Genomic DNA, 26,336 nt, shown 5'->3' with positions numbered 1-26,336 from the left:
GGAACGGTTGAGGGCCGTGCGCCGCCCCCCGGCGGCCACGGCCCCTCGACCGTTCGTCATCCCCCGCACCGCCGAGCGGCATTCCGGCGCGCCTGGTGGCGCGCGTCACGTCACGGACGGTGGCCGGCGTCACGCCGCGTAGGGGGTGCACGGCGCACTGCGCGGGCGGGCGCCGGACGCGGGCGACTACGGCAGCGCGCGGCGGACCTCCGGGGCCACCTCGCTCGCGAACAGCTCCAGTTGCTCGCGCTGCGCCCCCTCGGTGAGTGCGTCCACCCCGATGCCGACCACCTCGTTGCCGAAGGCCTCGTGGTAGCGGTGGATCTTCTCGATCACCTGCTGCGGACTGCCGACCAGGGCCGAACCGCGCTCCAGCGCGTCCTCCAGCGACGTGAACGGCGAGTTGTTGTGCCGACCGGCGGCCGAGTCGAACAGGGCGTTCCAGTACGGGCGGAAGCCCTCGACCGCGTCCTGCGAGCGCTTGGCAACGTACAGTCCGCCGAAGCTCGCGCCCACCCTGGCCCGCTCCGGGTCGTGCCCGTAGTACTCCCAGCGCTCGCGGTAGTGGTCGACCAGCGCCCGGTACTTCTCCAGCGGGTGGAAGGAGTTGGCGGAGAAGAGCGGGTCGCCGTGGCGGGCCGCGAGGTCGGTGGACCGCGTGCTGGTCGCGCTGCCGTGCCACACCGGGATCGGGTCCTGGAGCGGGCGCGGCCAGACGGTGGCATCCCGGAGCGGCGGGCGGGTCGAGCCCTCCCAGGTCACCTTCTCCTCCCGCCAGAGCCTGCGCAGCAGACCGTAGTTCTCGGCGAGCGCCTCCCACTGACGCTCCTCGGGAAGGCCGAACAGCCCGAAGTGGCGCGGGTCGTTGCCCTTGCCGACGATCAACTCAAGTCGGCCACCGGAGAGTTGGTCGAGCATCGCGTAGTCCTCGGCGACCCGGACCGGGTCGAGGATGCTGAGCACCGTCACCGTGGTGAACAGCCGGATGGTGGAGGTGCGGGCGGCGATCGCGCTGAGCAGCAGAGGCGGGGCCGGGGAGAGGAACGGCTCGCCGTGCCGCTCCCCCACCCCGTAGCCGTCGTAGCCGAGCCGCTCGGCGAGGACCGCCTGGTCGATGACGTTGTGGAGCTTCTGCTCCGGGGTGCGCCGGACGCCGGTGACCGGATCGGGGGCGTTGGCGACGAGGGACGAGACGGTGAACCGCACGGCGGTCTCCTTGAACGCTCGGGAGGGGCTCGGGAGGGGCTCGGGAGGGGCTCGGGAAGGGCTCGGGAAGAGTCGGAGGGGCTCGGGAAGAGTCGGAGGGGCTCGAGGACGAGCCCTCGGGAAGGGGTTCGGCGCAGACCGGGCCGGGCTTGACGAGGCCGGTGGAGCCCCGGGAGCCGACGGGCCGCGCGGAGCACGGGGAGCCGGTACGTGGTCCGGCGCCGCACTCCCACGGGCGGGCACCGGCGGAGCGGCTGACGGGACGGGCGGCGCGCCGCTCAGGCGGCAGGGCACGCGGGTGGCGTCAGCGGACGGTGCTGCGGTGGCGGCGACAACAACAGCGGGCTGCGGCGGCGGTCACGGTCCGGACTGCCATCTCGCCTCCCCCTCGCCTCGCACGCGCACGATCCTCCGCGAGCATAGGCACCGGCCGGGGACGGGGCAAGGGCTTGATCCGCCACGGCCGACTGGCAAGATGTCCGGCATGAGCTACCTCGCCGCGGATGACCGCTATGACTCGATGACCTATCGGAAGGCCGGCCACAGCGGCGTCCAGCTGCCCGCCGTATCGCTCGGGCTCTGGCACAACTTCGGTGACGCCCAGCCGCTGGAGGTGCAGCGGGCGGTGCTCCGCCGGGCCTTCGACCGGGGTGTCACCCACTTCGACCTGGCGAACAACTACGGCCCGCCGTACGGCAGCGCCGAGCGCAACTTCGGCTACCTGTTCGCCCAGGACTTCCGGCCGTACCGGGACGAGCTGTTCATCGCCACCAAGGCCGGCTGGGACATGTGGCCCGGCCCGTACGGCAACGGCGGCAGCCGCAAGTACCTGCTGGCCAGCCTCGACCAGTCGCTGGACCGGATGGGCCTGGACTACGTCGACGTCTTCTACTCGCACCGGTACGACCCGGACACCCCGATCGAGGAGACGATGGGGGCGCTCGACAGCGCGGTGCGCTCGGGCAAGGCGCTGTACGCCGCGATCTCCAACTACCCGGCGGAGCAGCACCGGGAGGCGGTGGCGATCCTGCGCGAGCTGGGGACGCCGGTGCTGATGAACCAGTCGGCGTACTCGATCCTCAACCGGTACGTGGAGGACCACGGCGTGCTGGACGCGGTGGGCGACACCCGGACCAGCCTCATCGCCTACTCGCCGCTGGCCCAGGGGCTGCTGACCGACCGCTACCTGACCGGGGAGGTGCCGGCGGGCTCGCGGATGTCGGTCGGGAAGTTCCTCACCGAGGAGGCGCTGACCGGGCCGAAGCTGGACCGGCTGCGGGCGCTGGCCAAGGTCGCCGAGGGGCGCGGGCAGACGCTGGCGCAACTGGCGCTGTGCTGGGTGCTGCGGGACCCGCGGGTGGTCTCGGTGATCATCGGCGCGAGCAGCGTGGCCCAGCTGGACCAGAACCTCGACGCGCTGGCGGGCGGCCCGCTGACGGCTGAGGAGCTGGCGGAGATCGACCGGCTGAGCCGCTGAGCCGAGACGCCTCCGGCGGAGCGGGAGGCGTTGGCTGACGATCGACGGATGACAGCTGACAGATTTCGAAATCTGTCAGCTGTCATCTGTTATCTGTTCGCTGATATCTGTTACTTGTCAGCCGTCAGCTGTTCGCTGCCGGCCGCTTGATACCCAGGGCCGGCAGGACCGTTTCTGCAACCCGGTGGGCCTCCTCCAGCAGCGGGTTGCCCGACAGGATGAAGGTGTCGACACCCAGCGCCTCGAACTCCTGCAGGCGCTCGATCACCTGGGCCGTCGAGCCGACCACCGCGGTGCCGGGGCCGGGGCGGAACAGGCTCATCCCCGGCCAGAGGTTGGGGTAGGCCTCCAGCTCGCGGGCCCGGGCCGGCACCTTGCCCCCGTGCTGGCGGAACTGCCGCTGCCAGCCGACCCCGTCCTCCCCCTTCGCCCCGCCCAGCTGGCGCGCGTAGGTGGCCTCGCTGGTGACGTCCAGCAGCCGGTCGGCGGCCGCCCAGGCCTCGTCCTCGGTGTCGCGGACGATCAGGTGCAGCCGCAGTCCGATCCGCAGGCTCCGGCCGTGGGCGGCGGCGCGCTCGCGGACCAGGTCCAGCTTCTCCTTGAGCAGGTGCGGCGGCTCGCCCCAGGTCAGGTAGACGTCCACGTGCTCGGCCGCCATCTCGATGCCGGCCGCCGAACTGCCGCCGAACCAGAGCGGAATGCCGCCGGGCTGCGCCGGGGCCAGCTCGCGCAGGCTCGCGCCCGCGTTCTTCAGCTCGTAGAACTCGCCCTTGTGGTCGAAGACTTCGCCCGCCGTGAGACGCTTGACGATCGACCAGTACTCGCCGCTGAGCCGGTAGCGGTCGTCGTGCTCGACGTCCAGGCCGTACTCGCGCAGTTGCGCGGTCGAGCCGTTCACCACGTTGAAGCGCAGTCGGCCGCCGTGCAGGTGGTCGAAGCTGAGCGCCATCTTGGCCAGCAGGGTGGGTGAGACCAGCCCCGGGTGGACGGCCAGCAGCGGCTTGAAGGCCGGGGTGGTGGCGGCGGCGAGCGCGCTGCCGAGCGTCCAGACGTCGTACAGGTCGGTCGCGAGCAGGGCGCCGGTGTAGCCCAAACGCTCGACGCTGCCCGCCAGTTGCTGGAGGTAGCGGAGGTCCACCGGGCGGCGCCCGGCCGGCTCCCAGGGGTAGTGGCCCTCGCGCGGGATGATGTACCAGAGGACTTCGGAGGCCATGGGTCAGACCGCCTTCGCGAGCGCGGCGGCCACCGGGGCCTCCAGCGCGGAGAGGTGGGCGTCGGCGACGGTCAGCGCCCGGTCGATGAAGCCCACGCCGTGGAAGATGTCCGCGGCCTCCTGCTGCTCGGCGACGAACCCGGCCGTGGCGGGCTCCAGTCGCCAGGGCAGTGCAACCAGCGCGGACTGCCAGTCGGCGGCCGTGCCGCCCAGGTCCTCGGCGGCGATCGCGGCGGCCTCGGCCGGGTTGGCGGCCACCCAGGCGTCCGCCCGGCGCAGCGCGGTCGCGATCGCGGCGACCACCTCGGGGCGCCCGGTCGCGAAGTCCCGACGGGTGAAGAACACCGAGCGGTCGGTGATGACGTCACCGGTGCGGACCAGTTCACGGAACTCCCCGGTGCGGCGGGCCGCGGCGAGTTCGGCACCCTGGGCGATCCAGCCGGCGATCTCGCCGTCGCGCAGCCGCCGGGCCTGGTCCTCACCGGCCGCCGGGCGCGCCGGGGTGACGTCCTCGCCGTACGAGAGCCCCTGGGCGTGCAGGGCCTTGGCGAGCAGGTGGGTCTGCCAGGAACCGACGGAGAGGACGACGGTGCCGCCCTTGAGGTCCGCGACCGTCCGCACCGGACCGGAGTCCAGCACCAGCAGGGCGCCGTGGTCCGGTCGGGGCGCCGAGACCGCCGCGTAGACCAGGTCGTGGCCGGCCGCCTGGGCGGTGATCGGCGGGGTGGAGCCGGTGCCGCCGAAGTCGATGACGCCCTCGGCGAGCAGGGCGCCGGTGCGGGTGCCGTCCGCGTAGTGGTGGAAGGCGCCGGTCTCGCCGAGCGGGGCCAGCTCCTCGTCCAGGTACGGGAGTCGGGCGAGGTAGTAGAGCGAGGGGTTGCTGGCGTGGACGCCGAGGGTGACGGTCATCTGGTCAACTCCGGTGGTGCGGGCCTGACTTGTGGGAAGGCAGGCGGGATCGGGGGAAGGTCGGGGAAAGCGGGGGGTCGTGGACGTCAGTGGACGCCGAGGTCGGCGAGCAGACGGCGCCGCAGGTCGGCGAAGGCGGGGTCGGCCGGATCGCGCGGGCTCTCGACGGTGACGGCCTCGTCCCGGGCGAGCAGGCCGTCGCGCAGGACCACGACCCGGTCGGCGAGCCGTACGGCCTCGTCCACGTCGTGGGTGACCAGCAGGACCGCCGGGCGGTGGCGGCGCACCAGGTCGCCGACGAGGTCCTGCATGCGCAGTCGGGTGAGCGCGTCCAGGGCGGCGAACGGTTCGTCCAGTAGAAGGAGTTGCGGCTCGCGGACGAGTGCCCGGGCGAGCGCGACGCGCTGCGCCTCACCGCCGGAGAGGGTGGCCGGCCAGGCCTCGGCGTGCCGCTCCAGGCCGACCTCGGCGAGTGCCTTCAGCCCGGTCTCCCGGGTCGCGGCGCCGCGCGGGAGGCCGACCGTGACATTGGCCAGCACCCGCTTGGACGGCACCAGCCGGGGCTCCTGGAACACCACGGTACGGACCGGCGGGACGAGCACGGTGCCCTCGTCGGCCTGGTCGAGCGCCCCGAGGATGCGCAGCAGCGTGGTCTTGCCGGTACCGCTGGCGCCGAGCAGGGCGACGAACTCGCCGCGGGCGATGGAGAGGTCGACCCCGTCGAGGACCGCCCGGGTGCCGAACACCCGGCGCAGGCCGCGCAGGTGGACGGCCGGGGCCGTCCGCTCGGACGCCGAGGGAGGAGCGGGCGAACGGGGCGAGGAGGGGGCGCGGGTGGCGGCGGTGGTCGTGTCGGCGGTCATCGGGCCGCTCCCTGGACGGCCTGGCGCCACGGCATCAGCACGCGCTCCAGGGCTCGGACGATGCCGTCGGCGGCGAGGCCGAGCAGCCCGTAGATCAGGATGCAGACGGCGAGGACGTCGGTGCGCGAGTAGTTCTGCGCCTGGGCCATCAAGTACCCGATGCCCTCGGTGGAGTTGATCTCCTCGGCGGCGATCAGGGCGATCACGCTGAGCGTCATCGACAGGCGCAGTCCGGACAGCAGCGAGGGCAGCGCACCGGGCAGCACGACGGTGCGCACGATCGCCCAGCGGCCGAGGCCGAAGCTGCGCATCGCCTCGACCAGTTTGCGGTCGGTGCTGCGGACCCCGCCCGAGGCTGACACGTACATCGGGAAGCTGGTGGCGACCCCGATCAGGGCCACCTTCGCGGTCTCCGTGATACCGAACCACACCATGAACAGCGGGACGAGGGCCAGGAACGGGACGGTCCGCAGGATCTGGATCGCGGAGTCGAGCAACTCCTCGCCGAGCCGGGTGAATCCGGTGACCACGCCGAGCACCAGGCCGGTGGTCGCGCCGAAGAACAGGCCGAGCCCGGCCCGGGTGAGGGAGACGGACAGGGCGTCGGTCAGCTGACCGTTGCCCCACAACTCCCCCACGGCCTGGGCGACCTGGGCGGGCGAGGCGAGCACGTCCTGGGTCAGCGCGCCGGTGGCGGACGCGAGCGCCCAGCCACCGAGCAGGGCGAGCGGACCGACGGTGCGCAGGGTCACGGCCAGCGCGCGGGGGCGGGGCCGGTTCCGCCGGCTCTGCGGGGCGACCAGGCCGGCGTCAAGGGCGGCCCGGGTGTCCTCGGGGGTGAACTTCTCTGTCGTGGTGGTCACTTGGCACCGTCCCCGAGCCTGTTGACGTCGATCAGGTAGGGCTTGACGTCCACCAGCTGCTTGGTGACCTTCTGGTCGGCGAAGAACTGGGCGACCGTCCCGAACCGGGCGGTGTCGGCGTCGGAGATGGCGTCGGCCGGGGTCCCCTGCCTGCTGACGTTCACCGCGACGTCCTTCTCGGCGGGGGTGACGGCGGTCGGGCCGGCGTCGGTGAACACGTTGAGGTAGCCGGCCGGGTCGGCCTTCTCCTTCTCGCCGTTCTCGCGCAGGTAGGTGTAGAACGCCTTGACCACCTCGGGGTGCTTGTCGGCGAAGCCGTTGCGCACCGCCCAGACGGCGTAGTTGTCGGAGCCGACCTCCTGGCCGTTGACCAGGAAGTGCGCGCCGGCGTTGGCGATGGCGGGCGTCGAGAAGGTGTTCCAGGTCGCCCAGGCGTCCACCTGGCCGGAGTTGAAGACCCCGGAGGTCTGGTCGGCGCGCAGGTAGACCCGCTCCACCTTGTCGGCCGAGATGCCGTTCTTCGCCAGCGCCTTGAGCAGCAGGTACTCGCTGGTCCCGCCCTGGGAGACGGCGACCTTCCGGCCGACCAGGTCCTGGACGGACTTGACGGGCGAGTCGTTCTTCACCAGGATCCCCTCGCCGACGCCGTCGGGCGCGGTCTGGGCGAACAGCTTGAAGCCGGGCTTCTGGGCGAGCGCGGCGACGGCCGAGGTGATCGAGCCCTGGGCGACGTCCAGCTGGTCGGCGGAGAGGGCCTGGGCGGCGGGGGCGAAGGGGCCGGCGCTGCCGGTCCAGGCGACCTTGGCGTGGACGGCCGCCAGGGCCCGGTCCAGCGAACCGTCCTTCTTGCCGCGGGCGAGGAAGCCGTTGTTGCCGGGGTCGGGCAGGCGGAGCACCACGTCGGCCTTGCCACCGGCCCCGCCTTCGGCGGAGGCCTTGGCTCCGTCGGCGGACGAGCCGCAGGCGGCCAGGGCGGTGGAGGCGAGCAACGCGGTGGCGGCGAGGGCGAGGCGGGGGGTCTTCACGGGGGTCTCCATGTGAGTGACAGATGACAGCCGACAGCTGACAACTTTTGAAATCTGTTAGCTGAACGCTGTTACCTGAAGTCTGTGATCCGAACGCTGTCGGCGCCCGCACCCGAACCTGCGGCGCCGCTCGTGTCGGTGCCGGCAGCGACACCCGCGCCCTCACCCGCACGCCGCACACGCAGCAGCTCGCGGGCCGCACGGAGCGGCTCCGGGTCGGCCCACGCCCGGACGTCCACCGGCGCGGCGAGGAAGCCCTGCTCCCTGAGGAACCGTTCCTGCAGCGCCAGCAGCTCCAGCCGCTCCGCCGACAGGTCCAGGTGCAGGGTGCGGTGACTGCCCGGCGCATAGGCCCCGGCGACGCCCTCGGCCCCGGCACCGGTCTCGGCCCGCAGGATCCGGACCACCTCCTCCGGGTGCTCCGCCGCCCAGTCGGCGGCCTCCAGCAGCACCGCGAGGAACCGGGCGACCAGCTCGGGCTGCTCGTCCAGCAGCCGCTGGTGGACGGTAATCGGCCGCGGGGTGCCGTTGTTGACCCGGGCCCGGCGGTCCGGCGCCGCGTCCAGCTCCACGGCCACCTCCGCACCGATCCGGCGGGCCGCCTCGACGGCGAGCGCCCCCTTCACGTACACCGCGTCCACCACCCCGTCCCGCAGGGCGGCCAGCTCCGCGGACCACTGCCCGCCACCCGGGACGCCGGGGACGTCCACCAGCTCGGCGTCCGCCAGGGTGAGGCCCGCGAGCCCGAGGGCGCCGCGGAGGCCGGCCAGCGCCATCGCCCGCCAGAAGTCGATGCCGATGTCATGATGCGGCACCGCCAGCCGCAGTCCGCGCAGCTGCGCCGGTTCGGTCACGCCGCTGCCGGCCCGCACCAGCACCACCTGGCGCTCCTCGATCCAGGTGAGGCCGATCAGCCTGGTCGCCTCGCCGCGCGAACGGGCCCACAGTGCGGGGACGTTGCCGCCCTCCCGGAACAGTCCGGTCAGCGCGTGGGTGTAGTGGTGGTCCGCCGCCACCTCCGGCGGAGCGTCCTGCAAGGAGCGGACGGCGATGCCGTCGGCGGCGAACTCCCGGGCGAGCCACCCCTGGTCGGCGGCGATCCCGGTCGCGGTGGGCACCGGGCAGCGGGTGAACCAGAGGGTGTCGGGAAGCGGGGAGGCGTTCTGGATGCGACTGGACAACGGAGTTGGTCCTCTACGGGGGCTCCGACGACAGCCGGAGGAGCTCGGGATCGATTACCGAACGAAGGCACAGGAAGCCTGGTGCGCAAGGAAGTTGTACGCCACGATGCAGGGAGGAAGGCAGGTGGCGCAGGAGGCGTCGGTCAGCGACAACACGCACGGGAGGGGAGACACCGGTGGGACGTCACGGTGCTTCTCCTTCCGCAGAGTCGGGGCAGGCGCCGCCTGGACCGAGTGGCCGTCCGGCGCGATGCCAGGAGCGTTCCACGGCGGACGAGCCCGAGGCAAGTCTTTGCCACATGATGGGATCGGTTGTTCATCAACGCCATTCCATTGCAACGTCGTCGACACATTCCCGCAGCACCGGCTGCCCTACGCTGAGACCGCCTCCGGCCGCCGGGCCGGAGTTCCGAACCGAAACGCGAGGTGCCATGCCCGGGGCCGCCACCGCCGTCCAGAGTCCGCCGGCCGGTGCGCAGGCCGTCCAGCGCGCGCTCGGACTGCTGCACTGCTTCCATGACAACGGCCCCGACCTGAGCGCCTCGGACCTGGCCCGCCGGATGGGCCTGTCGGTCTCCACCGCGCACCGGCTGGCCCGCACGCTGGTCAGCGCCGGGTTCCTGGAGCAGGACGAGCAGACCGCCCGCTACCGGCTCGGTCCGGCCGTCGCCGAACTCGGCCAGCTCACCTTCCACCAGCGCGGGTTGCACCTCGCCGGGCCCGAGCTGGAGCTGCTGTCCCGGCGCACCAAGGCCACCGCCGACCTGGCGATCCGCAGCGGCGCGCACGCGGTGATCCTGGTCGGCGGATCGGTCCGCCCGGACACCGGACTGGGCCTGCGCCGCCCACTGCACTCCACGGCGCTCGGCAAGGTCCTGCTGGCCTGGCCCCGCCCGGGCGAGACGACGCCCTCGACACTCGGCCCGCTGGCCTCCTTCACCGACCGCACGATCACCGAACCGGCGGTCCTGGAGGAGGAGTTGGCGAAGGTCCGGACGGCCGGGTACGCGCTCAACGACGGCGAGTCGACCGCCGGGGTGCGGACGGTGGCCGTGCCCGTCCTGGACGGTGCCGGGCAGGCGCGGTTCGCGCTGGCGGTCCGTTCGACGCCCGCGCACCTCACCGACGACCGGCTGGACTGGTTCCTCGGCCACGCCCGCGGCTGCGCCGACGCCCTCGCCGTCCTCCTGCTCCCGCCGGACCAGCGCGGCTGACGCTCCCGGCGCTCCTTCCGCGCCGCAGGAACGCGACGAAGCAGCGGGCCGCCCGTCCGTGTCCAGGACGAGCGGTCCGCTGCTTCGACCGGCCGATGGTCAACCGACCGGCGGCAAGAGGCCGTTGGCGATCTGCTGCCAGATCGGACGCCGGACCGGCCGTCAGATCGGCCGTCAGATCCGCCGTCAGGCCGGAACCAGCCGTCAGACCGCGGCCGGGGTGTACTTGTAGCCGACCCGGCGGACCGTCACGATGGTGTCCCGGTAGGCCGGTCCGAGCTTGCGGCGCAGCCGGGCGACGTGCACGTCGACCGTCCGCCCGTCCCCGACATGGCCGTAGCCCCAGACCGCGGAGACCAGGTGGTCCCGGGTGTGCACCCGCTGCGGGTGCTCGGTGAGGTGCGCCAGCAGCTCGAACTCCAGGTAGGTGAGGTCGAGCAGCCGCCCGTCGACGTAGGCGTTGCGCCGCTCGGTGTCGACGGCGATGCCGCGCCCGGCCGGGCGGACCGGACGGACCCCCGCCACGGTCTGGCCGGCGGGCCCGCCGGTCGTCGGCTGCGCCCCGTGGGCCGGGTGGGCCCCAGGGAGCGTGTGGGCCCCGGGCTGGGCGGCGGCCCCGACACCGGCCGGAGCCCCCGGCAGGCCGACGACCTGCGCCGCCGGGCCCTCGGTCGGCACCAGCACCAGGTACCCGACCATCGCGCCGCCGTTCACGCCGCCGAACTGGATTCCGTACTGGGCGAGCAGACCCTGCGGCAGCGCGCCCTGCGGCAGGGTGGCGACGACGGCCGCCCCCTCCGGCAGCGCGGCGAGCAGCGCCTGGGGCACCTGCGGGACGGTCACTCCCGGCTGCGCGGCTGCGGGTGCCGGGCCGGTCGCCGGACGGGTCGGTCCGACATGGGCCGTTCCGGCGTGGGTCGGTCCGGCATAGGGCGGACGGGCCGCCACCCCGGGCCATCGGTCGGACAGCGACGCCGGGGGGACGGACGGTCCCGCGGCCCCGGACGCGCCGGGACCGACCGGCGCGGTGGCGGGGACGGAGGAGGCCGGCGGGACGGAGCGGACCGCGCGCAGGTGCGGGGTCGCGGTGGGCAGGGGCAGGGTGGCCGTGGAGGAAGAAGACATGGTGTGCCGCTCATTTCGCGCGTGACGGACGGGGTGGAGTCGTCTGCGCGTCGACCGGGCGTACTGCCTGGGCTGGACCGGAACGAACCGGATCAGCGGGCGGAGGGCCGGGACGCGCTGGGCGAGCCGGGACACGTCTGATCGAACAGGTGCGGCTGCCGGGACGGCCAGAACGGCTCGAGGTCGAGGCGACCCCGCCGGCTGTCCACGGCGCGGCTCCCGCACCGGTTCCACCGTCCGGTCCGTCCACCCGCGCGCATCGCGGGGGCCGACCCGGCCGTTCGGGTACGGCCGACGATGCCGGGGGTGGCGCTGGGGCAGACGATGTTCACTGGTGGTCTCTCCGCTGGGCGGGTCCGGTTGGTCGGCCGCGGGCACGCCGGACGGGCGGTCCGCTACGGCCTGGTCGACGGGTTTCGGCGGTGCGTCGGACGGTGGACCGAGAGGGCCGGGTGGGCCGTCAGCTCCGGGGACGTACCGGGAAGGTCGGGAAGGTCAGGCCGGTCAGCGACAACACGCGCTGCAGATCAGCGCGTGGTCGATGTAGCGGCGGACGGTGAGCGCCGGATCGGCGGCACCGGTCACGGCGACGCCGGGCATGGGGGCACCGGGCAGCGGGGAGCCGGGCACGGCGGTGGTGATGCGTCGTCGACCGACGGTCATCCTGCTGCCCTCCCCCTCGTTCTCCACACGGCGGCGCACCGTTGACGGTGCCCGCCGACGATGCCTCGCCGGTTCGTCGAAGGCCGTCCGCCGGTTGCAACGCCCGTACGAACGGGGCGTTTCCGGCGCCCCCGACGGCATGGCCGGGCGGCCTTCGTCCACAGAGCCTTCCACGGCCGGGCCGGTCTAGGCAACCTTCGGCGCAGTGATCGTCCACGATGCGGACGGTGAAATGAGACGGCGGGCAGAAGGGGCAGGTCGGCGCGCTGACCTGCCGACTCTTCGCACACCCGTCGTACGGCGGTCGCCCAGCCGTCCTTCACCCGTTGTCGAGCCGGAGCGCGGGCCGACCCCGGCCGGAGCTGGACCTGCTCCGACCGGACCGAGCCGGGTCCGGCCGGGGCCGAGCCGCCCTCAGGCGCCGACCGGGGCGCGGCGGTGCCGGCCGGCGGCGGCGTGCTCGACCAGCGCGACGAGCAGGTCCTTGCCGTCCTGCCGCAGCCGCGCGTCGCAGAGCACCACCGGGATGTCCGGGTCGAGGTCGAGTGCCTCGCGGACCTCGTCCGGAGAGAACCGCTCGGTGCCCTCGAAGCAGTTCACCGCGACCAGGAACGGGATGCCGCGCTGCTCGAAGAAGTCCACCGACGGGAAGCAGTCGGCCAGCCGCCGGGTGTCCGCGAGCACCAGGGCGCCGAGCGCGCCGCGGGCCAACTCGTCCCAGACGAACCAGAACCGGTCCTGCCCGGGCGTGCCGAACAGGTAGAGCGCGAGGCCCGGCCGCAGATCGATCCGGCCGAAGTCCATCGCGACGGTGGTGGTGCGCTTCGCCTCCACCCCCGAGGTGTCGTCGACCGGGCGGCCCAGCTCGCTGAGCTCCTCCTCGGTCCGCAACGGCCGGATCTCGCTGACCGATCCGACCAGCGTGGTCTTGCCCGCGCCGAAGCCGCCCGCGACCAGGATCTTCACCGCGACGGCCGGACCGCCGCGCCAGCGCGGGTCGTTGGCGTTCGCCGGGTGGGACGCGGTGCCGTTCGGATCGGGCACGGTGCCCTCCGGGCGGGGGCGGGGGTCAGAGCGCACGGAGTCCATTGATCACGTCTCGCAGCAGGCGCTCGTCCGGCAGCTCGGCGAGCGGAACGGGTCGGGTGACGCTGATCAGCTCGGCGTCGTAGAGGTCGCCGAGCAACACCCGCACCACGCTGACCGGCAGGTCGGTGTAGGAGCCGAGCTCGGCGACGGAGAGCGGCTCGCGGCGGCACAGGGTGAGCAGCGTCTGGTGCTCCGGGTCGAGGACGTGCGCGGGCACGGCCCCCGCGACCGGCCCGGGATCGACGGCGGTGACCAGTGAGATCAGGTCGAACAGCCCCTCCTCGACCGGCCGGGTGCGGCCGCGGGTCATCGAGTAGAGCCGCACCACCGGGCCGGCCTCGTCGTCGAACCAGCGGTCGTCGACCGGGGTGCGCGGCCGGAACAGGTCGACGTCGGGCCCGTCCGGGTCGACCTCGCCGTCCTGGCCGTCCTGGCCGTCCGGGCGGTCGACGGCGTCCGAACCGCCACTGCCGGACGGCCCGCCGGCACCGGAGGAACCGCCGGTGCCCGACGGCCCGGCCGTACCCACCGGCACCTGGGGGCCGTCCGGCGTCTCCGGGCCGTCCGGCTCATCCGCCTTCGGATCCGCCATCGGACCGCTCATCTCACCGGCGGGGCGGTTTCGGTGCGCGGCTCGGCGGCCATGTGCTCGCCGACCCGCTTGACCAGCAGCGCCATCTCGTACGCGATCTGGCCGATGTCCGCCTCGGCCTCGCTCAGCACGGCCAGGCAGCTGCCGTCGCCGGCGGCCGTGATGAACAGGAAGGCCTCGTCCAGCTCCACCATGGTCTGCCGGACGCCGCCGACCTTGAAGTGCCCGCCGGCGCCCTTCGCCAGGCTGTGGAACCCGGCGGCGACGGCGGCCAGGTGCTCGGCGTCCTCGCGGTCGAGGTCGCGGGAGGCGCCGGTGGCCAGGCCGTCGTTGGAGAGGATCACCGCGTGCCGCAGGGCCGCGACGCGCCCCACCAGGTCGTCCAGGAGCCAGTTGAGGTCCCCTGACGACTGCATCGACGTGGTCATGAATCAGTTCCTTCCGCTGGAGCGGGTGGTGCGTGTGGAGCGGGTGGTGCAGGTGGTGCAGGTGGTGCGGATGAAGCGGGTGGTGCGGGTACGGCGGTGTCCGGGGTCCGGCGGACCGGCTGCCCCGGCGGTACCCGCCGGACGAGCGGCGCCCGGCCGGTGTCCCGCGGCGCGGGCAGCGCCGCCGGGGCGGGCGCCGGGGCGATCGCCCGCCGGGACCGGTCGGGCGGCTGCCAGGCCGGTACGGCGGTGGGCCGTCCGGTCCCCCGCACGGCACGATCGTCGGGTGCGCCGGGACGATCCGTCAACGGAGCGCCGGTCCGGTCCGTCGGCGCACCGGCGCGGCCCGGGGAGCCGACCGTACGGTCCGCCGGGGCCGTGGCCCCTCGCCCCCGGGTGAAGCCGCGCTGGAAGGAGGCGAAGGTGGCCCTCGCCTCCTCGGGCGAGCGTTCCCGGACCTCCCCGCCGTCCTGGGTGCCTCCGGCCGACGCGCCTCCGGCCTCGCCATCGGCTCCGGTACCGGCTCCGTTGCGGAACCGTTCCTTCAGCTGTTCCGTGAGCTGCTCCCTGAGCTGCGGCGCCAGGTTCGCCTGCCGGACCCGCCGGGGCAGGCCGCCCGCCGTCCGGGGAGCGGCACCCGCGGGCGGAACCGCGGCCGGGTCGGTCCGCCCGACGGAGCCGCCGACTCCACTGGCCCCGGTAGCTCCGCCGGCCTCGGCAGCCGCGACGGCCGCCTCGGCCGCGGCCACCACGACGTCCTCCCGCCGGTGCCGCCCCGGCCCCGGCGCGTCCTCGGTGTCCGCCGCGGGCGCGGGGACCAGCACCGGCCCGCCCTTGCCGCGCGAGACCCGGCGCGGCAGTCCGCCCGCCGTCCGGCCCGCGTCCGGCGCGGAGGGGCGCGGCCCTCCCGTCGCCCCGCGGTGCCTGCCGTCCGCGTCACCACCGGCACCGGCGGAACCGACGGAACCGACCGCGGACGCCGACGAGGGAGCCGACGGGCGTGCCGACGGAGCCGCCGACGGGGAAGCACCACCCGACCCGGGCACCGCGACCAGGTCCCGCTGCCCGCGCCGGCCGCCCGCCGCGGGCCGCTGCCCGGCCGTGCCCGGCTCCGGCCGCCCGTCCGGCGCCTCCGCGAGCAGCTCGCGCGGGATCAGCACCACCGCCGTCGTCCCGCCGTACGGGGACGGCCGCAGGTGCACCCGGATGCCGTGCCGGCGGGCCAGCCGGCTGACCACGAACAGGCCCAGCCGGTCGGTGTCGGCGAGGTCGAACTCCTGCTCCACGGCGAGGCGTTCGTTGATCTCGGCGAGCAGCTGCTCGCTCAGCCCGAGGCCGCGGTCGTCGATCTCCAGCGCGAAGCCGTGCGCCACCACCTCGCCCTGGACGGTGACCTGGGTGCTCGGCGGGGAGAACACGGCGGCGTTCTCGACGAGTTCGGCGACCAGGTGGGTGACGTCCGCGACGGCGCTGCCGAGCAGGCCGGTGCCGGGGAACGGCCGGACGATCACCCGGGCGTAGTCCTCGACCTCGCCGACCGCCGCCCGGACCACGTCCACCATCCGGACCGGCTTGCGCCAGGCGCGCCCGGGCGAGCCGCCGGCCAGGATGATCAGGCCCTCGGCGTGCCGGCGCATGCGGGTGGTGAGGTGGTCGACCTTGAAGAGGTCCTCCAGCTCCGCCGGGTCCTCGGTGCGGCGCTCCATGGTGTCGAGCAGGGTGAGCTGGCGGTGCAGCAGCACCTGGCTGCGCCGGGCCAGGTTGACGAACACCGCCGAGACCCCGCGCCGCAGTTCGGCCTGTTCGACGGCGGCCTCGACGGCGGCGCGTTGCACCGCGTTGAAGGCCTGGCCGACCTGGCCGATCTCGGCGTCCCCGAAGTGCAGCTCGGGGGCCTCGGTGGCCACGTCCACCGGCTCGCCGCGGCGCAGCCGCAGCATGACGGACGGCAGCCGGGTGCCGGCCAGCTCGTGGGCAGCGTTGCGCAGGCCGATCAGCTGGCGGGCGAGGCCGCGGCCGATCCGGAACGAGATCATGATCGACAGCACCACGGCGACCAGGCCGATGGCACCGGCGATGCCGCCGCGCCACAGCAGTCCCATCGAGGCGGACCGCGCGCGCTCGTCCAGCCCGGCGGAGATCCGGCTGTTGATCGAGGCAAGGTCGCCGAGCGCCCGGTCGGCGGTCACCCGCCAGGAGTCGCTGTTGAGCGCCTGGACCACCCGCTCGGGGCCGCCGGCGCCGACGAAGTCCGCCTCGGCGCGGGCCAGCGCGCCCCAGGCCTCGCCGCCGCGCAGCGCGACGTAGTCGGACTGGTCGGCGGGGTCGAGTTCGGCGACGTAGACGGTGAACAGCGCCTGCTGGTTGTGCAGGGCGTCCAGCGCGACCTGGTACTGCTCGGCGGTGGGCTTGGCGACGCCGGTGCGCAGGCCCTCCATCGCCGCGTCCTCCTGCGACAGGTACTCGCGGGCGCGCACCAGCTCGATCAGGATGGTGCCCTGACGCGGGAGTTGGCCGCTCTGCCGGGCGACGTAGGCGGACCGGAAGCCGAACACCGGCTTGACCAGGTCGCTGTACTGGCCCAGCGCGAACTCCCAGTTCAGCGCGGAGCGGCCGACCTGGGCGCGGAGCGGTCCGAGCTGGTCGGCGGCGGCGACGATCTGCACGAAGCGGCCGCGCTGCGGGGCGGAGAGCTTGCCCGCGGAGGTGTCCTTCTTCTGCCGCAGCACGTCCAGGCTGCGGTCGGTGGCGGCCTTGGCCCGCTCGTAGCCGTCCCTGGCGGCCGGCGAGCGCGGGTCGGCCAGGCGCTGGACGGCGGCGCGGCGCTCGTTCTGCAGGTCCCCGGTGTACTGGTCGACCGGGCCCGCGAACTCCTTGTACGTACGGCTGATCCCGAGCTGGTTCCAGACGTCCCCGGTGGTGGCGATCGTCGCGTAGGCCCACAGCGCGGCGAGCGCGACGATGGGCACCAGGAGCAGCGCGATGATCTTCGCGCGGATCGAGCTGCTGCGCAGACGCATGGAGTCCTCGGTCGGGAAGTGCCAGGCGCGGACGGGGAGCGGTGGGAACGGTAGGAACGGCGGGAGCGGTGGAGGGACGGTGTCGAGGCGCCGGTTCAGGGCCGGATCTGGGCCGAGGCGGAGCCGGGTCGGTGCTGGTACGGGGCTGGTACGGGGGGTGGCGCGGGACGGCATGGAGGGTGCCGAGGGCAAGGTCGGAGGAGGGGTTTCCGGCCACAGGTCTGCGAGACTCTACTACGCCCTCACCACTCGTTCGAGGGGCGAACCGGTCCACCGACCGGTCTCGTCCCGCACACGTCAGAAACCGGCCTCCCCCTCCTCCGCTTCGCGTCCGGAATGTCCGTTCGTGCCCGGAAATACGGGATTGACACGAGGCCCCCGCACCCTCGGCGGTTCCTCCTCCGCACCTCCCCGGGGACGACACCACCGGAGGAGGCCGGTGCCGATCTCGTCGTGTCACCGCCACAACCCTGGGCAGTGACAGGGTGATCCGATAGTTTCGGCCCACCCCGTACTACCGGCACCGAACTGGGGAGGACTGTGCGCGAGTTCACCACCCCCGCCCCGGCCGTGCCCGAGGCCTCCGGAGGACTCGCCGACTCCCTCTACGACACCGCCGGGCGCACCCCCGACCTGGTCCAGCTGTCCCGGCGGACCGAGGACGGGCAGTGGCAGGACGTCACCGCCCGGGAGTTCCGGGACCAGGTGCTCGCCCTGGCCAAGGGTCTGCTCACCCACGGCGTGCGTTACGGCGACCGGGTCGCCCTGATGTCCCGCACCCGCTACGAGTGGACGCTGTTCGACTACGCACTCTGGTCGATCGGCGCGATCACCGTGCCGGTCTACCCCACCGCCTCCCCCGAGCAGGTGCGCTGGATCCTCGCCGAGACCCAGGCCGTGGCCTGCCTGGTCGAGGACGAGGACGCCGCGATGACCGTCGGCGCGGTCTGCGACGCGCTGCCCGACCTCACCGGCATCTGGCAACTGGACCGCGACTGCGTCGCCGCGATCACCGAGGACGGCCTCGGCGTGCCCGACTCCCTGGTGCACCGCCAGCGCCTCGGCGTCGCCGCCGGGAACATCGCCACCGTCGTCTACACCTCGGGCACCACCGGCCGCCCCAAGGGCTGCCTGATCACCCACGCCAACCTGGCCGCCGAGGCGGACGCCCTGCTCGCCGGCTGGGGGGACGTCCTGCGCGACACCGGCGGCGGCCGCCCCGCCACCCTGCTGTTCCTGCCGCTCGCGCACGTCTACGGGCGGGCCGTGCAGATCGCGGCGATCCGCGGCGGCTTCCGGATCGGGCACATCCCCGAGGTCTCCACCGACGCGCTGCTGCCCGCGCTGGAGACCTTCCGCCCGACCTTCCTGCACGCCGTCCCGTACGTCTTCGAGAAGATCTTCCAGCAGGCCCGGCGGGCCGCCGAGGACGCCGGGCGCGGCGAACTCTTCGAGCAGGCCCGGCAGGTGGCCGTCGACTGGGCCGCCGCCCGGGAGCAGAAGGCCTTCGGCCGCGGCCCCGGACCGGGCGCGGCCCTGCGACTGCGCCACCTCGCGTACGAGCGGACCGTCTACCCGAGGCTGCGGGCGGTGCTCGGCGGCCGGGTGCGCAGCGTGATGTGCGGCGGCTCCACGCTCCGGCGCGAGCTGGGCCTGTTCTTCACCGGCGCCGGCCTCCAGCTGTACGAGGGCTACGGGCTGACCGAGACCACCGCCGCGATCACCGCCAACCCGGCCGGCCGGCAGAAGCTCGGCACGGTCGGACAGCCGGTGCCGGGCGCCTCGGTGGCGATCGCCGACGACGGCGAGGTGTGGGTGCGCGGCGGCTCGGTCTTCGGCGGCTACCTCAACCATCCGCGGTGCACCGCCGAGTCCCTGGTCGACGGGTGGTTCGCGACCGGCGACCTGGGCCGGCTGGACGAGGACGGCTACCTCAGCATCACCGGCCGCAAGAAGGACCTGATCGTCACCAGCAGCGGCAAGAACCTGGCCCCGGCGGCCCTGGAGGAACGGGTCGAGGCGCACCCGCTGGTCTCCCAGTGCCTGGTGGTGGGCGACGACCGCCCGTACGTGGCCGCACTGATCACGCTCGACCCGGCCGCCCTGGCGCACTGGCTGAAGACCCACAGGCGGGAGCAGGCGGACCCGTGGACGGTGCTCGCGGACGAGGAGCTGCACGTGGAGGTCCAGCGTGCGGTGGCGGCCGCGAACACGGCCGTCTCGCGGGCCGAGTCGATCCGCGCGTTCCGGCTGCTGCCACGGGAGTTCAGCCAGGAGCAGGGGCTGCTGACGCCCTCGCTCAAGCTGCGGCGGGCGGCGATCGCCGAGCACTACTCGACGGACATCGAGGAGTTGTACCTGCCCTGAACCGGGGTTGTCCGTCTGGTCCTTGACGTACCGTCTTGTCCCTTGTGCCACAGGCGTGATGACCGCGCAGCGGCGAATTGGTTCATCCGCCGTTCCCTTGACGGCCTTATTGGTCTAGTCCATTGTTGCGACGATCCAGAGTTCCACGGTCCGATTCCGCTCACGCCCTCCCCACGGGCGTACCCCCACCTGCTGGAGTCCTCACGTGTCGATGTCCACACGCCCGTCCACACGCCTGTCCGCGCGCCTGTCCGCGCTGGCCGCCTCGGTCGCCCTGCTCACCGGCCTCGCCGCACCGGCGGCCTCGGCCGACGCCGCCCCGGCCGGCGGTCCGAGCGCCCAGGCCGCCCCGACCGTCAACCTCGCCACCAACCCCGGCTTCGAACTGCCCTCCCCCGACCTCGCCGACTGGGGCAGCGTCCCCGGCTGGAGCTGCACCGGCGGACCGGCCGAAGCGGCCGTCACCGCCAACGCCCCGCACACCGGCGCCTCCGCGCTGACCGTCACCCCCGCGAACGCCGACTCCACCGGGGAGTGCGCGCAGACCGTCGCGGTCCAGCCCAACACCACCTACACGGCCTCCGCATGGGTGCGCGGCAACTTCGTCTACCTGGGCGCCACCGGCACCGGCAAGGACGTCGCACCCGCCTGGACGGAGACCACCGGCGGCGGCTGGCAGCGGCTGAGCACCCGGTTCACCACCGGCCCGAACGCGCGCAGCATCCGGCTGTACGTCCACGGCTGGTACCAGCAGGGCCCGTTCTCCGTGGACGACGTCCGGGTGGACGGCCCCGCACCCGCCCCGGCCGTCGCCGCCGGCTCCGTCCCCACCAACGACAAGGTCGTCTTCTTCACCGTGGACGACGGCTGGCAGCGCACCCCCGAGGCGGAACGGTTCATCGCCGACCACCGGCTGCCGATCACCGCCTTCCCGCTGCCGATGCCGGCCGCCACCGACCCGGACTTCTTCCGGCGGGTCACCGCCGTACCCGGCTCCTCGGTCCAGGACCACAGCGTCTCCCACACCGACCTCAGCACGCTCCCGCTGGAACGGCAGCAGGTCGAGATCTGCGACGCCCGCGACTCCATGACCCGCATCTTCGGCACCACGCCGACGTTCTTCCGCCCGCCGTACTTCACCTGGAACGCCGACACCCTGCAGGCCGCCGCCAACTGCGGCATCCGCACCGTGCTCACCGCCGACGCGGACTTCAGCTGGGGCGCCGCCAACATCTGGCACCCGGGCCTGCTGCAGCCGGGCGACGTCGTCCTGATGCACTGGACCGACACCCTCGCCTCCGACCTCCAGCGCGCCCTCGCCGCCGCCGACGCCGCCGGGCTCAAGCCGGCCGGCCTGGTCGACTACCTCCGCTGACGGGCACCGTCCGGGCCTGACGGACGCGCCGCCGCCTCCGAAGGGGGCGGCGGCGCGTTGCCGTTCGCTCGGGCGCTCCCGCGCTCCCGCGCTCCGGCGCTCAGCCGCCGAAGACGTCTCCCGTCCATCCGATCAGGCGCGCTTCGAAGTCGGCCGCGGAGGTGATGTCCTGGGCCGGGATCACACCGCCCGCCTCGTGCTCCCCCGCCGTGACCAGCTTCTCCTCCCATCCGGCGGCCAGGTAGGACACGTCCGCCCAGCCCCCGCGGAAGAGCACCACCTCCAGTTCCGCACCGGTCAGCGGGTCTGCCAGCCGCAGGCCGACCGAGTCCGGTTCGACGACCCGGGCACGGTCCGTCTCCAGCGGCTGCGGCCACGGGGCGAGCCGATCGCGCCAGGTGAGCGGGCCCACCGTCAGCCGGGCCGCACGCCATCCCGGGGCCCGGGCGGCGATCCGCGCGGCGGCGTCGTCGAGGTCCACCACACGTTCCACGGCAGCTTCCGGTTTCTCTCCGGCGGCGATCGTCCTCGTTGACAGCGCGTCCGCGGCCTGGCTCTAATGGGGGCGTGCAGCGCGGCGTCGGCCACAGAGTAGTGGGCCGGCCGACAGCCGAGCGAGCACCTTTCCGAAGGGACGATGCGCGATGAGCACTCTCTCCGCTTCCCTGATCTGACGCCGGGCGGTCACCCCGCTGCCCGCGTGCGCGAACCGTGCCCCGTGACGGACGCCGACGGATGTCTGCGGACCTCGCCGGACGCGCGACCAGCCGTATCACCGGCTCCGGAACTCGGCGCCCGGTCCTCGGCACTCGGCAGCGCAGGTGACCGCGACTTCCCCTTTCCTCTCTGGAGACCCACCACACACGCATGCCCATGTCCTTCAACCAGAACGTCATCGAGGAGTTCCGCGCCAACGGCGGGCGGGTCGGCGGCCCGTTCGAGGGCGGCGACCTGCTGTTGCTGACCACCACCGGGGCACGCTCCGGGCGGCCGCACACCGTGCCGCTCGGGTACGTCCGGGCGGAGGGGCTGCTCCTGGTCGTCGCCTCGGCCGCCGGGGCGCCGGAACACCCCCAGTGGTACCGCAACCTCCTCGCCCACCCGGTGGTCCGGGTCGAGATCGGCGCCGAGGCCTTCGACAGCACAGGATCCGGCGTCGAGGCCTTCGACACCGTCGCCGTGCCCGCCGAAGGCGACCGCCGGGAACGGCTGTTCGCCGCCGTCGTCCGGCAGGCTCCGGGCTACGGCGACTACCAGGCGCACACCGACCGGGAGTTGCCGGTCGTCGTCCTGGAACGCCCCGAGCCGCCCTCCGTCAGCCCCGCCCTGGTGGTGCGCAGCCTCGCCGACAAGCTGCTGGAGGCGCACACCTGGCTGCGCGCACAGCTGCGCCACGTACGGGAGGAAGCGCACGCCCACCTCCCGGGTCGACCGGCCCCGCTCGGGCTGCAGCTGCGCCAGCACTGCCTGGCCTTCTGCGACGGGCTGACGCACCACCACACCGGGGAGGACACCGCCGTGTTCCCCGCCCTCGCGCGCAGCCACCCGGAGCTGGCCGACGTCCTGGCGCGGCTCGACGAGCAGCACCGGGCCATCGGGCGGATCAAAGAGGAGTTGGTGGCCCTGCTGGCCGGGATCACGGTCACCGAACCGGAGCGGCTCCGTACGGAGCTGGACCGGATGTCCGCCGAACTGGAGGCGCACCTCGACTTCGAGGAGGCGGAACTCCTGCCGGTCCTCGCCGGCATCCCCTTCCCGCCGACCGGACCGGCCCCGGGCAGGCCCGCGCCGAACGGATCGGCACCGAACGGCCGCTGAAACGGCGGTGCCGCCGCCCCCTCCCGAAACGTGGGAGGGGACGGCGGCACCGGCATGCCCCAGGACGGGACGGTGCCCGTCGGAGCCCGTCCGTGACGACGGTCCGCCAAAGCGGTTCGCTACGGCGGTCCGCCACGACGACCGCTGTGGGCCGATCCGGCTCCTGCGGCCCTTACGGCCTACCGTCCTCAGGAGGCCGAGAACACCGGCAGGTAGCCGCCGGACTGGCCGGCCGCCTTCGGGTGGTAGCTCTCGTCGACCGGCAGGGTGGCACTGTTCAGCCAGGTGGTCAGCGAGCCGCAGATCTCGTGCTCGGTGAAGACGTTGCGGACGTCGCCGAAGGCGAAGCCGGCGTTGGCGGCCCGCTTGGCGAGGACGCCGTCCAGGGTGTCGGCGGCACTGTTGATGGCGGCGCGAGCCGTGTCGCCGATACCGAAGATGCAGCTGCCGCCGATCTTGTAGATGTGCGGGTAGCCCATCACCACGACGTGGGCGTTGGGGGACTTCGACTTGATCGCCGAGTACACCTTGTCCAGCTGGCCGGGCAGGGTGGTGGTGGCGTAGTTCTTGGCGGTGTTGACGGCGTTGACGCAGTCGGACTCCGAACCGAGGACACAGGTCTGCATGGTGTCGGCGAAACCGGCGTCGTTGCCGCCGACCGAGATGCTGACCAGCGTGGTGCTGGCGTCCAGGGCGGAGATCTGGCTGTTGAGGATGTCACCGGTCTTGGCGCCCGAACAGGCCACGAACTTGAAGGAGGACGGCGCGTGCGCGTTCTTCCAGAGGTACGCGTACGCGTTGGTGCTGCGCTTGCAGCTGCCGCTGTCGCTCAGGTAGCTGCCGGCACCGACGCCGGAGGAGTACGAGTCCCCGAGGGCCACGTAGTTGACACCGGCGGCGTTCGCGGACGACGCGGCGAAGAGCGTCGTCATGGTGAGGCCTGCCGCTACGGCGGCGATGGACAGGGCACGGGCAGGGCGGATCATCGCATCTCCAGTGGGGTGGCGTGGCGAGGGTCACAGAAGTGATACCAGGCGGTAGCCAAACCCGGAAGCGGTCATGCCAAGGATATTGACGGGCCGTCCGACAGCCCGGAGATGAATTGCCGCCGACAGTCCGGGATTTCGCCCAGGTCAGCGGGGGTACGCGGTGACGCGCGTAGCGCAGCGCGCGTAGACCGGCAACTTGCGGAAGTTCTGTGCACGGTAAGCGGGGGGCTTCCGCCCGGTTACCGCCGAGTCAGATTCGAAGCGGGTGCCGAGGGGCACAGGGGGGGCTGACGGAACACCTCAAGGCACGTCAGAAGGTGGGCGGAACAGGGCATCGGCGGAACCGGTGAAATTCACCGGTGAGCCTGATCGGACCCGTGCGGCTGATTGGACGCGTGCGGCTGACGGTTGACGTCCGCCATGGCCGCGCCTGCCGCGCCTGCCGTACGTGCCGCGCGATGTGGCAGCGCGTCAAGGCAGCACGGCGGGACACCACGCCAGGGCAGCGCATCAGAGCGCCCCGCCAGGAGGTCGCGCAGGAGTACGGCGACGCGCGTGGTCAGCCGTGCACGCCGGGGCGGCCACCACCGAGGTGCACGGCACCCGGGGAGACCGTGCAGCCCTCGACCGGCAGCTCCTCGATCGCCTCGTTCGCGGCCGCGGGCACGCCGAGCCAGCGCGCGGCGGTGGCGACCGCCGCCCGAGCCTGGCGCAGCCCGGGCGCGCCCCAGCCGAGCAGCTCGACGGCGAGGCCCGGCGCGACCAGCAGCCGCCGGTAGTGCCGCCCCGAGGCCGGGTCGGCCACGCTCGGGCCGACCGCCCGCAGCGCCGCCGCCATCCGGACCCGCGCACACTCGTGCCCGCCGTTCGCCGAACCGACCCGGTCGTAGAGGTAGCCGAGGTAGTACGGCCGGCCGATCACGGCCTGCGCCTCCTCGGCGGCCTCCCGGGCCAGGGCGGCCGCCGGATCACCGCCGTCCTCCGGCTCCAGCGACCCACCGGGCAGCGAGCAGATCCCGTCCCGGGGGTTCACCAGCGTCAGCACCCGCCCGTCCGGTGCGAACAGCCACCCCCAGGACTGCTTGACCGGCAGCCCCTCCGGCACCTGCTCACCCGGCCGCCACGGCCAGCCCGCGGTGGGACGCCGCCGCACCTTCCCGAGCAGTTCGGCGATCTCCGCGCTGTACTCGATCGGGCTCATGCTCTCGCCCCGCGGCGCTCGGCGGGGGTGCTCGCCCCTGCGCACCCCCTGGCACCGAGCTCGCTCCGCTCGCTCATCCGTCCCCCTCTCGCTGTCGGGCTTCGCCGGACCGGCGGTGCGCGGGGAGGACCTGCAGGGCGCGGTACGGAGCGGCCGGAGCGGCGGCGTGGGGCACCGCACGCTCCTGCTGTTGATCTTCTCCGAATCTTCCCCGAACAGGCGGTCGATGAACAGTCCCCAGCGCCGCATGGTGGACGCGGAGGCGGTGAACCCGGTGGACGCGGAGGCGACGAGCCCCCCGATCACCCCAGCGGCCCACCCCCTTCACCGGCGCCCCCGAAGCCGGGCAGCGGGAACCCGGGCCGAGGATCCACCCCGGGCGGGAACGGCATCCCACGCGCGGCGTCGTCGGCCAGCTCGTCGAACACCTCGTGCGCCGTCATCGGCCGCAGCCGCCCGCCGGTCAACGCCCAGCCGAGCACCGGCGGCCGGAGCCCGGCGTCGTCGGCCGGGGAGGCCGGACCCCTGGCCGAGGCGGACCGGCCGTCGGCCTGACCGGCGGCCCGGACACCCGCCGACGGATCGCCGTGCAGCAGCAACGCCCCCTCCCCGCCCAGGGCGACGCCCGCCGCGAGCGTGACGCAGAACGCCTCGGCGTCCCGCCCGGCCGGGTACAGCCGCCCCTCCTCCACGCAGACGTCCACCGCCGAGGTGAGCTCCTCGCCGTCCTCCGGGCCGTGGCAGCGCAGCGTCAGCAGGTGGCACCCCTCCCCCGCGCCCTCGGCGAGCGCCAGGTAGACGGACGTCACGTACCGCATCACGGCCGCCATCCGGAACTGCCCGTCCGGGTCCTCGCCGACGGCGTCCAGCAGGGCCGCGCAGGCCACGGACATCCGCACCCGCGCCCGGTGGTCGTCCAGCAGCACCGGGAGCAGCTCGGCCAGCCGCTCCCCCGCGTAGACGAACGGCTCCCCCGCCAGCTCGGGATCGCCCGCGTAGGCGACCCGGGCGGCGGGCATCCGAGGATCGAGGCCGAGCGCCTCGCAGTAGTCCTCGAAGTCGCCCGCCTCCAGGACCCGCAGGTGCACCTCCAGCCCCTGCCGGTGCAGGGCCGTGAGCTGCTCCTCCGCCCGCCGCAGGTAGGCCTGGTGCCCGAGCCCGCCGAACAGCCCGTACCGCGTAAGCCCGGCGAAGTCCCCGGCGTCGACGGCCAGGGCCACCGCCACCGGCTGGGGCGGCGGCGCGCCCCGGACCCGCCCGCCGAGCCCGACCGCCCGCGCACCGTCCCCTCCCGCACGGGCCCCCGGCGGCCGGCCGCCCCCGGGCGGCGCCGCCCCGCCGGGCCCGGCGGCCGACACCCCGCCGACACCGCCGCCCGGCCTCCGCCCGGCCATCACCAGCACCCGCCGCCGCCCCCGCGACGGACGCCCCGCCGCAGCGCCCAGCGCCTCGCACACCGACTCCCGCACGACAGTCATGACTCCTCCTTCTCGCTCGCCCGACTCCGGACCTCGTCGGCCGCCCCGACCGGGGGTGGCCGACGCCGAGGAACATACACAGAGCCACTGACAATTCACCCCAAGTAATCGAACAAGCTCAGCGCCACCCTCACCGGCACCGCACGGCACCCGCGGCCCGCCGTCCCCCCGGGACTCCCGGGACTCCCGGGACCCCCGGGACCCCCGGGACCCCCGGGACCCCCGGGGTGTGTGGTTTCC

22 protein-coding genes are annotated in these 26,336 nt (G+C 73.8%); 5 read left to right on the top strand and 17 right to left on the bottom strand.

Annotated features, from left to right (window positions below; translation table 11 throughout):
• Positions 1-186: 186 nt before the first annotated feature.
• Positions 187-1,206: an LLM class flavin-dependent oxidoreductase gene (locus ACFY4B_RS06725; protein WP_074004290.1), complete on the bottom strand. Its 1,020-nt coding sequence runs from the start codon at positions 1,204-1,206 to the stop codon at positions 187-189.
• A gap of 484 nt (positions 1,207-1,690) precedes the next feature.
• Between ACFY4B_RS06725 and ACFY4B_RS06720 the strand changes: the two genes are divergently transcribed.
• Positions 1,691-2,683, top strand: coding sequence for an aldo/keto reductase (locus ACFY4B_RS06720; protein ID WP_117492663.1), 993 nt, complete (start codon positions 1,691-1,693; stop codon positions 2,681-2,683).
• A gap of 124 nt (positions 2,684-2,807) precedes the next feature.
• Here the strand turns inward: ACFY4B_RS06720 and ACFY4B_RS06715 are convergent, their stop codons facing one another.
• From ACFY4B_RS06715 to ACFY4B_RS06690, 6 genes are all read right to left on the bottom strand, one after another.
• Complete coding sequence (locus ACFY4B_RS06715; protein ID WP_387966725.1) at positions 2,808-3,896, bottom strand: LLM class flavin-dependent oxidoreductase; 1,089 nt, start codon at positions 3,894-3,896, stop codon at positions 2,808-2,810.
• A gap of 3 nt (positions 3,897-3,899) precedes the next feature.
• Positions 3,900-4,805, bottom strand: coding sequence for an ABC transporter substrate-binding protein (locus tag ACFY4B_RS06710; RefSeq protein ID WP_387966724.1), 906 nt, complete (start codon positions 4,803-4,805; stop codon positions 3,900-3,902).
• An 86-nt stretch (positions 4,806-4,891) separates the two neighbouring features.
• Positions 4,892-5,668, bottom strand: coding sequence for an ABC transporter ATP-binding protein (locus ACFY4B_RS06705; protein ID WP_387966723.1), 777 nt, complete (start codon positions 5,666-5,668; stop codon positions 4,892-4,894).
• Positions 5,665-6,531, bottom strand: coding sequence for an ABC transporter permease (locus ACFY4B_RS06700; protein ID WP_387966722.1), 867 nt, complete (start codon positions 6,529-6,531; stop codon positions 5,665-5,667). The genes ACFY4B_RS06705 and ACFY4B_RS06700 overlap by 4 nt, the downstream gene beginning before the upstream one ends.
• Positions 6,528-7,568 carry an NrtA/SsuA/CpmA family ABC transporter substrate-binding protein gene (locus ACFY4B_RS06695; RefSeq protein WP_375873426.1) on the bottom strand — a complete coding sequence of 347 codons (1,041 nt, stop codon included), beginning with the start codon at positions 7,566-7,568 and terminating at the stop codon, positions 6,528-6,530. The genes ACFY4B_RS06700 and ACFY4B_RS06695 overlap by 4 nt, the downstream gene beginning before the upstream one ends.
• Before the next feature lie 59 nt (positions 7,569-7,627).
• Positions 7,628-8,737, bottom strand: coding sequence for an ABC transporter substrate-binding protein (locus ACFY4B_RS06690; RefSeq protein ID WP_387966721.1), 1,110 nt, complete (start codon positions 8,735-8,737; stop codon positions 7,628-7,630).
• Between the two features lie 431 nt (positions 8,738-9,168).
• On the opposite strand from ACFY4B_RS06690, the gene ACFY4B_RS06685 reads away from it, so the two are divergent.
• Positions 9,169-9,951, top strand: a complete 783-nt coding sequence (locus ACFY4B_RS06685) for an IclR family transcriptional regulator (protein ID WP_387966720.1) — start codon at positions 9,169-9,171, stop codon at positions 9,949-9,951.
• Positions 9,952-10,155: 204 nt separating this feature from the next.
• On the opposite strand, the gene ACFY4B_RS06680 is transcribed toward ACFY4B_RS06685, so the two are convergent.
• From ACFY4B_RS06680 to ACFY4B_RS06655, 6 genes are all read right to left on the bottom strand, one after another.
• Positions 10,156-10,710, bottom strand: a complete 555-nt coding sequence (locus tag ACFY4B_RS06680) for a winged helix-turn-helix domain-containing protein (protein WP_241853045.1) — start codon at positions 10,708-10,710, stop codon at positions 10,156-10,158.
• An 870-nt stretch (positions 10,711-11,580) separates the two neighbouring features.
• The gene (locus tag ACFY4B_RS06675; protein ID WP_375873423.1) at positions 11,581-11,739 is read right to left on the bottom strand and encodes a hypothetical protein; all 159 of its coding nucleotides are present in this window, start codon (positions 11,737-11,739) and stop codon (positions 11,581-11,583) included.
• A gap of 414 nt (positions 11,740-12,153) precedes the next feature.
• Positions 12,154-12,783 (bottom strand): ATP/GTP-binding protein, encoded by a 630-nt coding sequence (locus ACFY4B_RS06670; RefSeq protein WP_380776918.1) that lies wholly within the window; start codon positions 12,781-12,783, stop codon positions 12,154-12,156.
• A 25-nt stretch (positions 12,784-12,808) separates the two neighbouring features.
• Positions 12,809-13,420 (bottom strand): DUF742 domain-containing protein, encoded by a 612-nt coding sequence (locus tag ACFY4B_RS06665; RefSeq protein ID WP_387966719.1) that lies wholly within the window; start codon positions 13,418-13,420, stop codon positions 12,809-12,811.
• 8 nt (positions 13,421-13,428) lie between these two features.
• A complete protein-coding gene (locus tag ACFY4B_RS06660; protein WP_049652175.1) occupies positions 13,429-13,848 on the bottom strand; it encodes a roadblock/LC7 domain-containing protein in 420 nt (139 codons plus the stop codon).
• A complete protein-coding gene (locus ACFY4B_RS06655; RefSeq protein ID WP_387966718.1) occupies positions 13,845-16,868 on the bottom strand; it encodes a nitrate- and nitrite sensing domain-containing protein in 3,024 nt (1,007 codons plus the stop codon). The genes ACFY4B_RS06660 and ACFY4B_RS06655 overlap by 4 nt, the downstream gene beginning before the upstream one ends.
• A gap of 540 nt (positions 16,869-17,408) precedes the next feature.
• On the opposite strand from ACFY4B_RS06655, the gene ACFY4B_RS06650 reads away from it, so the two are divergent.
• The gene (locus ACFY4B_RS06650; protein ID WP_387966717.1) at positions 17,409-19,235 is read left to right on the top strand and encodes an AMP-dependent synthetase/ligase; all 1,827 of its coding nucleotides are present in this window, start codon (positions 17,409-17,411) and stop codon (positions 19,233-19,235) included.
• Between the two features lie 211 nt (positions 19,236-19,446).
• Entirely contained in the window at positions 19,447-20,610 is a 1,164-nt protein-coding gene (locus ACFY4B_RS06645) for a polysaccharide deacetylase family protein (protein ID WP_387966751.1), read from the top strand.
• A 100-nt stretch (positions 20,611-20,710) separates the two neighbouring features.
• Here ACFY4B_RS06645 and ACFY4B_RS06640 read toward each other — a convergent pair whose 3' ends face one another.
• Positions 20,711-21,103 carry a hypothetical protein gene (locus ACFY4B_RS06640; RefSeq protein WP_387966716.1) on the bottom strand — a complete coding sequence of 131 codons (393 nt, stop codon included), beginning with the start codon at positions 21,101-21,103 and terminating at the stop codon, positions 20,711-20,713.
• A gap of 374 nt (positions 21,104-21,477) precedes the next feature.
• On the opposite strand from ACFY4B_RS06640, the gene ACFY4B_RS06635 reads away from it, so the two are divergent.
• The gene (locus tag ACFY4B_RS06635) at positions 21,478-22,428 is read left to right on the top strand and encodes a nitroreductase/quinone reductase family protein (protein WP_387966714.1); all 951 of its coding nucleotides are present in this window, start codon (positions 21,478-21,480) and stop codon (positions 22,426-22,428) included.
• A gap of 188 nt (positions 22,429-22,616) precedes the next feature.
• On the opposite strand, the gene ACFY4B_RS06630 is transcribed toward ACFY4B_RS06635, so the two are convergent.
• The 3 genes from ACFY4B_RS06630 to ACFY4B_RS06620 all read right to left on the bottom strand — a co-directional run bounded on the left by ACFY4B_RS06630 (position 22,617) and on the right by ACFY4B_RS06620 (position 26,096).
• Positions 22,617-23,414: an SGNH/GDSL hydrolase family protein gene (locus tag ACFY4B_RS06630; protein ID WP_074004280.1), complete on the bottom strand. Its 798-nt coding sequence runs from the start codon at positions 23,412-23,414 to the stop codon at positions 22,617-22,619.
• 562 nt (positions 23,415-23,976) lie between these two features.
• Positions 23,977-24,618 (bottom strand): NUDIX domain-containing protein, encoded by a 642-nt coding sequence (locus tag ACFY4B_RS06625; protein WP_387966713.1) that lies wholly within the window; start codon positions 24,616-24,618, stop codon positions 23,977-23,979.
• 302 nt (positions 24,619-24,920) lie between these two features.
• Positions 24,921-26,096, bottom strand: a complete 1,176-nt coding sequence (locus ACFY4B_RS06620; protein WP_387966712.1) for a hypothetical protein — start codon at positions 26,094-26,096, stop codon at positions 24,921-24,923.
• Between the last annotated feature and the right edge of the window lie 240 nt (positions 26,097-26,336).

This window comes from Kitasatospora sp. NPDC001261 (genome assembly GCF_042896795.1).
GTDB lineage: Bacteria > Actinomycetota > Actinomycetes > Streptomycetales > Streptomycetaceae > Kitasatospora.
Note: the sequence above shows the minus strand (reverse complement) of the source record. Positions and strands in the feature narration are given on the sequence as shown.

Bases quoted from the DNA above. Each gene is read 5' to 3' on its own strand.
- ACFY4B_RS06720 (WP_117492663.1), top strand. From the start codon at position 1,691: ATGAGCTACCTCGCCGCGGATGACCGCTATGACTCGATGACCTATCGG.
- ACFY4B_RS06715 (WP_387966725.1), bottom strand. From the start codon at position 3,896: ATGGCCTCCGAAGTCCTCTGGTACATCATCCCGCGCGAGGGCCACTAC.
- ACFY4B_RS06710 (WP_387966724.1), bottom strand. From the start codon at position 4,805: ATGACCGTCACCCTCGGCGTCCACGCCAGCAACCCCTCGCTCTACTAC.
- ACFY4B_RS06705 (WP_387966723.1), bottom strand. From the start codon at position 5,668: ATGACCGCCGACACGACCACCGCCGCCACCCGCGCCCCCTCCTCGCCC.
- ACFY4B_RS06695 (WP_375873426.1), bottom strand. From the start codon at position 7,568: ATGGAGACCCCCGTGAAGACCCCCCGCCTCGCCCTCGCCGCCACCGCG.
- ACFY4B_RS06685 (WP_387966720.1), top strand. From the start codon at position 9,169: ATGCCCGGGGCCGCCACCGCCGTCCAGAGTCCGCCGGCCGGTGCGCAG.
- ACFY4B_RS06675 (WP_375873423.1), bottom strand. From the start codon at position 11,739: ATGACCGTCGGTCGACGACGCATCACCACCGCCGTGCCCGGCTCCCCG.
- ACFY4B_RS06665 (WP_387966719.1), bottom strand. From the start codon at position 13,420: ATGGCGGATCCGAAGGCGGATGAGCCGGACGGCCCGGAGACGCCGGAC.
- ACFY4B_RS06660 (WP_049652175.1), bottom strand. From the start codon at position 13,848: ATGACCACGTCGATGCAGTCGTCAGGGGACCTCAACTGGCTCCTGGAC.
- ACFY4B_RS06655 (WP_387966718.1), bottom strand. From the start codon at position 16,868: ATGCGTCTGCGCAGCAGCTCGATCCGCGCGAAGATCATCGCGCTGCTC.
- ACFY4B_RS06645 (WP_387966751.1), top strand. From the start codon at position 19,447: ATGTCCACACGCCCGTCCACACGCCTGTCCGCGCGCCTGTCCGCGCTG.
- ACFY4B_RS06635 (WP_387966714.1), top strand. From the start codon at position 21,478: ATGCCCATGTCCTTCAACCAGAACGTCATCGAGGAGTTCCGCGCCAAC.
- ACFY4B_RS06630 (WP_074004280.1), bottom strand. From the start codon at position 23,414: ATGATCCGCCCTGCCCGTGCCCTGTCCATCGCCGCCGTAGCGGCAGGC.
- ACFY4B_RS06625 (WP_387966713.1), bottom strand. From the start codon at position 24,618: ATGAGCCCGATCGAGTACAGCGCGGAGATCGCCGAACTGCTCGGGAAG.
- ACFY4B_RS06620 (WP_387966712.1), bottom strand. From the start codon at position 26,096: ATGACTGTCGTGCGGGAGTCGGTGTGCGAGGCGCTGGGCGCTGCGGCG.